We start from the raw sequence: 9,161 nt of genomic DNA, 5'->3' as shown, positions 1-9,161 counted from the left end.
AAAGTACAGATAGGAGAATGAGATGGAAGAACCAATTGTTACGATCGAGCATGTAAGCAAAAGTTTTGGTAATCAGGAAGTTCTTACAGATATTTCGTTTTCCATGGTAAAAGGGAAAATATACGGTCTGGTCGGTAGAAATGGATCCGGCAAGACTGTGTTAATGAAATGCATCTGTGGCTTTTTAACACCGTCTGCTGGAGAAATTCGCATTTATGGACAGAAGACAACAGAGAATGAAGCATATATGGAAAAAATGGGGATAATAATCGAAACACCTGGATTTCTGCCTGGATACTCAGCCTTCAAAAACCTTAAAATGCTAGCCATGATCAGGAAGAACATATCAAAAAGTCAGATTAGAGATGCACTTATCTCTGTTGGTCTGGATCCGGACTCACCTAAAAAAGTCGGGAAATTTTCAATGGGGATGAGACAGCGGCTGGGTATTGCTCAGGCAATTATGGAGAATCCGGAGATCTTACTTTTGGATGAACCGATGAATGGATTGGATAATCATGGTGTTGCTGATATGAGAAAGTTATTCCTTGATATGAGAAATCAGGGGAAGGTTATTTTATTAGCCAGTCATAATAAAGAAGATATTGAGTTTCTCTGTGATGATGTTTATACAATGGATGCAGGAATCTTATCCATCAACAATAACTAGAGCGTGCAGATGGCGGGAATGAATTTTAAAACAGGCTCTAGTACTAATGCGGCTTCCGCTTCAAAAATATTGACAAATATTGTTCACAATCATATAATTTATCTACATTGAAATAAATTATGTAAATAAAACAAAATAAAAGTATGAATTGATATTTGAAAGAGGTATAGGATGGAACTTACAAAAAATGAAGTGGAAATTATGGAAGTTCTTTGGGAGGCAGGGAGACCTTTGACGGGTGTGGAAATTGTAAATAAATCCGTCAACAAATCGTGGAAAAGTAAATCTATTCATATTCTCATTAATAGTCTACTCAAAAAAGAAGCTATACGAGAGGCTGGATTTATCAGATCTGGAAAAGCATTTGCACGCACCTTTGAACCGACAGAAACCGGTGAAACATATTATGCTGGTGTGTTGGCAGAAATTGCAAGTAAGACAAGTGTGAAGAGCTTATTTTCAGCACTTTTTAGTAGCAGAGACATCACGGCAGATACTATAAAGGAACTGGAGGATATGATAAACAAGAAAAAACAGGAGTTATGAAATGTGGATTAGTAAGATAAGTACTTACTCTTTAGCTAACGCAATCATTTTTTTCAGTGTGGGGTTACTGGTGATCAAACGATTAAGACGTAACACAAAATTTATTGTAAATAATGGAATTACAGCGTTAATGGTTTTACTAATGATATCGGTTATACGGGTATTGCTACCTCTGGATTTCTCCTATGCACTAGTGATTCCGTCTGATACAGTTTTACCGGTTATTCAAAAGGTGACTGGCTTTCATATAGGGAGTCTTACGATTGGCTCAATAATAATGGGAATATGGTGTGTCGGTACTTCCTATATACTAATAAAAGAGTCATATCATATTTTAAAGACAATTTATAGCATAGGAAAATATAGAATTATCGCGAATGAGCAGGCAGAAAGAGTTTTAAAAAATGACTTTGCTTCTGATAAAGTGTGTGTATTTGTATCTCCGGATGTTGATGTGCCAAAGGTGACAGGATTTATTCACGCAAGGATTTATATTCCGGAATTAAAACTGTCAGATCATGAATTAAGACTGATACTTTTGCATGAGGTTCAGCATATTCGCGGCGGAGATACTTTTATAAAATTGTTCTATCTATTATTAAAAGCGGCATTTTGGTGGAACCCCATTGTACGTAATTTTGAATTAGAAATAGAAAATATGTTAGAGCTGCGCTGTGATCTGGCATCGACGAAAGGTATGGAACGAAATGAAAGAGTTGAATACCTGGAAGCTATTCTAAATGTGATGAAGCAGACAGAGCCTGAGAAATCAGTCTATAGTAGTCATGTATCTACATTAATAAATGAGAGGATTGGGGAACTAACGAAGCAACGATTTAAAGTTATCCTGGAAAGAACATTAACCCGCAAGATAAAATTTAAAATTGCCAGTATGGGTATTATCATATCAGCCTTTATCTGTTCCTATCTTATCATTATCCAACCGGTATATTTTTCATTCCAAAATGAAGCAGAAGGCGGGATTGATTTAACCACAGAAAATGCATACATATTGATTAGCAGGGATAACACAATTGAGATTTATGTGGATGGTCAGAAGTTTACAACAGTAAACGAGAAAGATCTGGATATGCCGCCACTATGCGATTTAACAATCCATACAGAGGAGTAAAAAATAAATAGAAATTAGAGTCAGCCAAAACAGTGCTGGTCAGTTAGATATAAAATCAGGAAAATGCACTCAGGATATATCTGTGATTTCAAAAAGCAGTGAAATTGTAATATGTATCCCTCCTCATATCCGAGGGGGGTATATATTTTCTATAAGTTTTTCAAATAAGACTTTTCTACGAAGTTTATAATCTTATAAAGTCCCATAGCGATAATGCAAAGTATTACAATGCTCATAATAACCCAATCCAACTTAAAAACCTGACTGCCATATATGATCAGATAGCCAAGTCCCTGCTTGGAACCAATAAATTCACCGATTACCACACCAACCAGGGCAAGACCGATATTTACTTTCATGACACTGATAATGGTAGGAATGGTGCTTGGAAGGACGACGCGCAGCAGGACGTCTTTTTTCGTGCCCTGCAAAGTGTAAATCAGTTTAATTTTATCCGGAGATACTTCTTTGAATCCGGTATATAGATTTAATATTGTTCCGAAGATCGCTACCGATATTCCGGCTACAATAATTGTTTTCATATTTGCACCCAGCCATACGATTAATAGAGGAGCCAGCGCTGATTTTGGAAGGCTGTTTAATACGACCAGGTAGGGTTCTAATATTTCAGAGAGTTTTTTGCTGAGCCATAACAGTACGGCAGTTGCGATTCCCAGCAGAACCACTAAAGCGAAGCTGATCAGTGTTTCTGCTAGCGTAACACCAACATGGAGGAAGATTGTTTTATCCTGAACCATGGAAATAAAGGTATTTAATACCCGTGATGGGCTGCTGAAAATAAAGCTGTCGATGATGCCAAGTCTTGCAGTGATTTCCCAAAGCGCAATAAACAGTACTAAAATAAGAATCCGCATGATGGTTACCATGCGTTTGTGATGAAGCCGTTTCTTTAAATATTCTTTTTGATTGACAGAAGCGTTATTCATTTACATTCAGCTCCTTCCAGATTTGGTTAAAATAATCTTTGAATTCAGGAGCGTTTCGGGATTTCATTGGGGTGCGGTCTTCAATACTCATATGAACCGGTACAATGCTTTTGATCTTAGCCGGCCGTTTGGTGAGAACGATAATGCGGTCTGCAACGCTGATGGCTTCCGACAGGTCATGGGTAACCAGAATTGCGGTCTTATGGGCTTTCTTCAGAATAGAAGAAATATCGTCGCATACGGAAAGGCGTGTCTGATAATCAAGAGCAGAAAAAGGTTCATCTAAAAGCAAAAGTTCCGGCTGCAGTGCCAGGGTACGGATCAGTGCTGCACGCTGACGCATTCCACCGGATAGTTCGGAAGGCTTTTTGTCCTTAAATTTGTATAATCCATAATCTTTCAGCATCTGGTCAACCATTGCTTTGCTTTCCTCTGTAATTTTTTTCTGAATCTCCAGACCCAGGAGAACATTGCGGTAAATAGTACGCCATTCAAACAAATGGTCTTTTTGGAGCATATAGCCTATATTTGTATGAGCTTCTTTTACATCTTTCCCATTTAGGAGAATGGAACCGGATTCTGGCTTTAAGAGTCCGCTGATTAAGGAAAGCAGAGTAGATTTGCCGCATCCGCTGGGACCGACAATTGCAATAAATTCGCCGTCATTCACCTGAAAGGAGATATCAGATAAAGCATAAGTTTCTCCGCTTACACTATGATAGGAAAAGTTCACGTCTTTTAGTTCTAATAAGGTCTGCATTTCGTACCTCCTATATTGTTATATCATAGTGTATGAAAATGCCGGCGAAATGTTCAGGAATTCCAAAGCGTGCTTGAAAAATGCATTCTGGCAACTGTGCGTTCCAGGTTGTGGGAGAGTTATCCCAAATGGAGAGCGACAAGCGTACTATGTAACCAGAATTCAGGGCAAATATACCGCAAACTGGGGCGTGCAGATGACGGGAATGATTTATCAAACACGCTCTATGGAAAGGGAAGCCTCAATCAATTGTTTTGCACCATAGGTACCAAGGACAGGCACATCTTCGGGATGGGTACAGTCGGTAATTCCTTTATCGAACAGCACATTAATGTTCATAGGGAATTCCTCATCCCCTTCCCAGAGAATATAAGTAATGGCGATCAGGGGAAACAACTGCAGGCGAACCGATGCATCCCCATAGTTACAGATGGTGCCGTGAAGTGCTTTCCCAGCCTGTATAAACCGGTCAATATGCCCTTCAAATGCTTTTTTCAGGGGCGGAATAGTCTCGCGGATAAAAGCGGCCTCAAAATGGCTGACACCGCGGATGGAATGGAAGGGAATTTCCTCACCTGTCACGGAAGCAGTTTCTTTGGCATAGATCAGATAGTGGATCAGCAGCAAACGGGTATGCACCGAAACTTCCACATCCGGGTGTGCCTGGTCGTAGATGCTTCCATCTGAAGTACTGACCATGTAGCATTTGTCCAGAACCGGCAGCAGCAGATATTTCCCATTATCGGAAAAGGTAAGCCCGGTTCTAAGTGCAAGGCTTTTAAAATCCATGTCCAGGAATATCTGACGGTCATGTTCATAGACCAGTTCGTAATTATCGGTATGATTCTTTATTATTTCCATAAAAGTTCCTCCGGGATTGTGTTTGAAAATTGTTGTTGTATTTTAGTTTATCATAATAAGGGGTATGTGTATATACAGTACATTGACTGTCGGTTCGTTTACTTGTTACAGTTATAAAATTATATTATTATTGTTTTCTTAATACGGTCTTAAAACTTTCCCCCTTTCTTGCCCTTTCCAGGGAATAATGTTATAATTGCCAAATCAATAAACCGGTAAATGATGTATGGTATGGAAGTATTCCATATCGCCATAACCATATTAGAGCCTGTTTAAAATGATAAGAGCAAACCGAATCGGAAATTCAGGTATAAGTGTTTGGGGTACAGGTATTTAGGTACAAATATTTAGCTATAAGGTACAAGTATTTCCGGCACAAATGCTTTACGATTTTTAGACATGCTTTGGAAAGCAGAGATGATGAATGAAATATAAAAAACAACTATTTATTGTGCTATTATTGGTATTATTAGGCTCTTTTTCGGTCACCGCTGCCGCCGCTGGCAGGGGAAACGGGCGTAAACCCGGCAGAAAACCGTCTGATAAATATGCCTGGACTGTTCAGCAGTACGGCAGTGACAGCGATGGAAGCCAGTCCATGTTCTATACTATAAGCAACCGTAAAGGAAAATTAATCGTTATAGACGGTGGCTGGAAACAAAACGAAGCCAGGGTACGCAGTGCCATTCAAAAGCTTGGCAGCAATGTGGATCTGTGGATTATCACCCATCCCCATCCGGATCACGTGGGTGCCTTTCATGCAATTGTTTCCAATCCCCAGGGAATCCGGATTCGGAAGGTACTAGCCCCTAAGATTAATCCGGCGGTTTATCAGAAATATGCCCAGGAGTGGGATGAATACAGCATTTTTGAAGAATTCAACAGTATTATGTCCGGTGCAGCAAATCTTCAGTATATAAAAGGCGGAGATAAGATAGATATTTCGGGACTCAGCCTACAGTTCTTCAGTTCCTATGATGGCAGGTTACAGAAAACCAGCAAGGATATCTGCAATGATTCCTCCCTCGTGTTCAAGGCTTCCTACAATGGTAAGAGTATGATATTTACCGGAGACATTAACTCCAGACGGGCAAATATGCTGGTGAAGAAGTACGGCAGGAAGCTTAGGTCAAACTACCTGCAGGCTCCCCACCATGGCAATAATTATAAGCGGGAACGGTTTTTTAAGGCAGTGAGACCCCGAGTAACATTTATTGATGCACCTTCCTGGCTTCGTGATTTTCCGGCGGTGAAGCATAATATATCTGTTTTGAAAAAACAGGGAAGCCGGATTATTACATATGGTTCTTCCAGAAGAACTGTTAAGTTAAAATAACAGCTGCCAGAAAGCAATTTTAAACACGCTCTAGAAGAGAAACAGTAAAAGCAAATCAAGTGAAAATTAACAGAAATTTCGGTAATATCAAAGACCGGATAAGAGGAGAGTCTATGAAAAGTCTGCAGAAAATGACAAATGAAGAGCTATGGGAGTTATTTCCTATAGTTTTAGAAGATTATAATCCCCAATGGCAAAACTGGTATCAAAAAGAACAGGAAATGATTCTGGATGCGGTAAACAGAGAGTATGCAGCCAGGATCCATCATATCGGAAGTACTGCTGTCTATGGCCTGCGTGCCAAGCCTACGGTGGATATCTTATTGGAAATAAAAAAAGAATGTGATCTGAATTTACTCATACAGAATCTGGAAGAAATCGGATATATATATGCACGACAACCCCACAAACCGGCACCGCACATGATGTTCCAAAAAGGCTATACGACTCTGGGCTTTGAAAAGGAAGTGTATCATTTGCATATACGCTACCAGGGGGATTGGGATGAGATCTATTTTCGGGATTACCTTCGGATTCATTCCGATGCTGCCGCTAAGTATGCAGAGCTAAAGGAAAGACTGAGAACAGAATACGAACACGACAGGGACGGGTATACTCTCGCCAAAACGGCATTTGTAAAAGAAATTACAGCAATGGCAAGAGAAGAGAAAAAACGCAATTACCAAAAGGAACTGGACCTTGTAATAGACAAGGTTCAAAAAGAGGGAAAAACACCCACGCTGCTGCTTCACAGCTGCTGTGCTCCTTGCAGCAGTTATGTCCTGGAATATCTTTCCCGTTATTTTAAAATCACGGTATTTTATTACAATCCGAATATCTATCCACAGCAGGAATATGAGAAAAGAGTGCAGGAACAGCAGCATTTTATCCAAGACATTCCTTCAAAGCATCCGATCGGGTTTTGGGAAGGACGCTATGAGCAGGAAGAATTTTACAGTGCAGTCAAAGGACTTGAAAAGATCAGAGAGGGCGGAGAACGCTGTTATGCCTGTTATGAACTGCGGCTTAAGGAGACGGCACGGCTTGCAAAAGAAAAGGGTTTTGATTATTTCACCACAACCTTGTCCATCAGTCCTTTAAAAAATGCAGTGAAACTGAACGAAATCGGAGAACGTCTTGGGGCTCAGATACAGGTACCCTATCTGGTATCCGATTTTAAGAAGAAAAATGGATATCAAAGATCCATTGCACTGTCCGGTGAGTACGGACTTTACCGGCAGGATTACTGTGGCTGTATTTTTTCCAAAAAGGTGGTTATACGCAAGGCAGGCAAACCTTGAATCAAGCCACGGCCAGCGTATGAAGTGTAAGCATGGGAAGTGGCTTGGGTAGCAGAAGCATTCTTTGATGTAACCTGCTGCACCTGCAGAATGCTTCTGCTCCTAGTGAACATCCTAGTGAATATACAATCAAAAATATTGTATAAATATAGAATTTATGATAGACTTATATGGATTATACAGGCGAATACCGCAGATTTATGCGGACGAAAGACAAAATGAAAAGAAATGAGGAAAATATTATGGCACAGTTATGGGGCGGACGCTTCACCAAAGAAACAGATCAGTTAGTATATAACTTTAATGCATCAATTTCCTTTGACCGGAAGTTTTACAAACAGGATATCGAAGGAAGCAAAGCGCATGTGACAATGCTGGCAAAACAGGGAATTCTGACGCAGGATGAAAAGGAAGAAATCATCGAAGGATTAAACGGAATCCTGGCTGATGTGGAAAACGGTACCCTGGAAATTACAGACCAGTATGAAGATATTCACAGTTTTGTTGAAGCAAACCTGATTGACCGTATTGGAGCTGCAGGGAAGAAACTTCATACAGGAAGAAGTCGTAATGACCAGGTTGCACTGGATATGAAACTCTATACCAGAGATGAGATTTTAGAGATGGATGTATTGCTCAAGACCCTTTTAACTACACTGCTTACCATCATGGAAGAAAATACCGGAACCTATATGCCGGGATTTACCCACTTACAAAAAGCACAGCCCATTACTCTGGCACATCATGTAGGGGCTTATTTTGAAATGTTTAAAAGAGACCGTTTAAGGTTATTTGACATATATAAGAGGATGAATTACTGCCCATTGGGCTCTGGTGCACTGGCTGGAACCACCTATCCGCTGGATCGTGATTATACGGCAGAGCTGCTGGAATTTGATGGACCAACTTTAAACAGTATGGATTCTGTGGCTGACAGGGACTATGTAATCGAATTATTATCTGCCATGTCTACCATCATGATGCATCTGAGCCGTTTTTCAGAGGAAATTATCATCTGGAATTCCAATGAATATCAGTTTGTGGAACTGGATGATGCTTACAGTACCGGAAGCAGTATTATGCCTCAGAAAAAGAATCCGGATATCGCAGAACTTGTCCGTGGAAAAACCGGACGTGTTTACGGTGCGTTAATGTCCATTCTGACCACAATGAAAGGAATACCTCTTGCATATAATAAAGATATGCAGGAAGATAAAGAGCTTACATTTGATGCAATTGATACCGTAAAAGGCTGTATCGCATTATTTACGGGAATGGCTGCGACCATGCGCTTTAACAAAGAAGTAATGGAAAACAGTGCAAAAAATGGTTTTACCAATGCTACGGATGCGGCGGATTATCTGGTAAATCATGGAGTGCCTTTCCGAGATGCCCATGGTATCGTAGGACGTCTGGTGCTCTATTGTATTGAGAAAAATATTGCGCTGGATGATATGAGCCTTTCGGAATATAAAGAGATCAGCCCTGTTTTTGAAGAGGATATTTATGAAGCAATCAGCATGAAGACCTGCGTGGAAAAGAGAATGACAATTGGAGCGCCATCTGAGGAAGCAATGAAGAAAGTCATTGCACTGGAAAAAGAATATT

General features: G+C 40.2%; 11 protein-coding genes. 7 read left to right on the top strand and 4 right to left on the bottom strand.

The annotated features are described in order from the left end of the window. The first annotated feature begins 22 nt into the window (after positions 1–22). The 3 genes from ACH2DQ_RS12675 to ACH2DQ_RS12665 all read left to right on the top strand — a co-directional run bounded on the left by ACH2DQ_RS12675 (position 23) and on the right by ACH2DQ_RS12665 (position 2,348). Positions 23–670: an ATP-binding cassette domain-containing protein gene (locus tag ACH2DQ_RS12675; protein ID WP_394913063.1), complete on the top strand. Its 648-nt coding sequence runs from the start codon at positions 23–25 to the stop codon at positions 668–670. A gap of 171 nt (positions 671–841) precedes the next feature. Further along, a complete protein-coding gene (locus tag ACH2DQ_RS12670) occupies positions 842–1,216 on the top strand; it encodes a BlaI/MecI/CopY family transcriptional regulator (RefSeq protein ID WP_394913064.1) in 375 nt (124 codons plus the stop codon). 1 nt (position 1,217) lies between these two features. Beyond that, positions 1,218–2,348, top strand: a complete 1,131-nt coding sequence (locus ACH2DQ_RS12665; protein ID WP_394913065.1) for a M56 family metallopeptidase — start codon at positions 1,218–1,220, stop codon at positions 2,346–2,348. Positions 2,349–2,497: 149 nt separating this feature from the next. Here the strand turns inward: ACH2DQ_RS12665 and ACH2DQ_RS12660 are convergent, their stop codons facing one another. Genes ACH2DQ_RS12660 through ACH2DQ_RS12650 form a run of 3 tightly spaced genes read right to left on the bottom strand, consistent with a single transcriptional unit; the run spans position 2,498 to position 4,206 of the window. Then, positions 2,498–3,295, bottom strand: a complete 798-nt coding sequence (locus tag ACH2DQ_RS12660) for an ABC transporter permease (RefSeq protein ID WP_394913066.1) — start codon at positions 3,293–3,295, stop codon at positions 2,498–2,500. Beyond that, complete coding sequence (locus ACH2DQ_RS12655; protein ID WP_394913067.1) at positions 3,288–4,055, bottom strand: ABC transporter ATP-binding protein; 768 nt, start codon at positions 4,053–4,055, stop codon at positions 3,288–3,290. The genes ACH2DQ_RS12660 and ACH2DQ_RS12655 overlap by 8 nt, the downstream gene beginning before the upstream one ends. A gap of 10 nt (positions 4,056–4,065) precedes the next feature. Beyond that, positions 4,066–4,206 carry a hypothetical protein gene (locus tag ACH2DQ_RS12650; protein ID WP_395026953.1) on the bottom strand — a complete coding sequence of 47 codons (141 nt, stop codon included), beginning with the start codon at positions 4,204–4,206 and terminating at the stop codon, positions 4,066–4,068. Between ACH2DQ_RS12650 and ACH2DQ_RS12645 the strand changes: the two genes are divergently transcribed. Further along, complete coding sequence (locus ACH2DQ_RS12645; protein WP_395026951.1) at positions 4,150–4,320, top strand: DUF6783 domain-containing protein; 171 nt, start codon at positions 4,150–4,152, stop codon at positions 4,318–4,320. The genes ACH2DQ_RS12650 and ACH2DQ_RS12645 overlap by 57 nt on opposite strands. Here ACH2DQ_RS12645 and ACH2DQ_RS12640 read toward each other — a convergent pair. After that, positions 4,269–4,916, bottom strand: a complete 648-nt coding sequence (locus ACH2DQ_RS12640; RefSeq protein ID WP_394913068.1) for a DUF3786 domain-containing protein — start codon at positions 4,914–4,916, stop codon at positions 4,269–4,271. The genes ACH2DQ_RS12645 and ACH2DQ_RS12640 overlap by 52 nt on opposite strands. Positions 4,917–5,340: 424 nt before the next feature. Here ACH2DQ_RS12640 and ACH2DQ_RS12635 point away from each other — a divergent pair, with 424 nt between their 5' ends. From ACH2DQ_RS12635 to argH, 3 genes are all read left to right on the top strand, one after another. Beyond that, the gene (locus ACH2DQ_RS12635; protein WP_394913069.1) at positions 5,341–6,252 is read left to right on the top strand and encodes a ComEC/Rec2 family competence protein; all 912 of its coding nucleotides are present in this window, start codon (positions 5,341–5,343) and stop codon (positions 6,250–6,252) included. Positions 6,253–6,365: 113 nt separating this feature from the next. Then, complete coding sequence (locus ACH2DQ_RS12630) at positions 6,366–7,553, top strand: epoxyqueuosine reductase QueH (RefSeq protein WP_395026944.1); 1,188 nt, start codon at positions 6,366–6,368, stop codon at positions 7,551–7,553. Between the two features lie 242 nt (positions 7,554–7,795). Further along, the coding region (gene argH, locus ACH2DQ_RS12625) for an argininosuccinate lyase (RefSeq protein WP_395026949.1) at positions 7,796–9,161 on the top strand (1,366 nt) is incomplete at its 3' end.

The organism is Robinsoniella sp., assembly GCF_034124845.1.
Note: the sequence above shows the minus strand (reverse complement) of the source record. Positions and strands in the feature narration are given on the sequence as shown.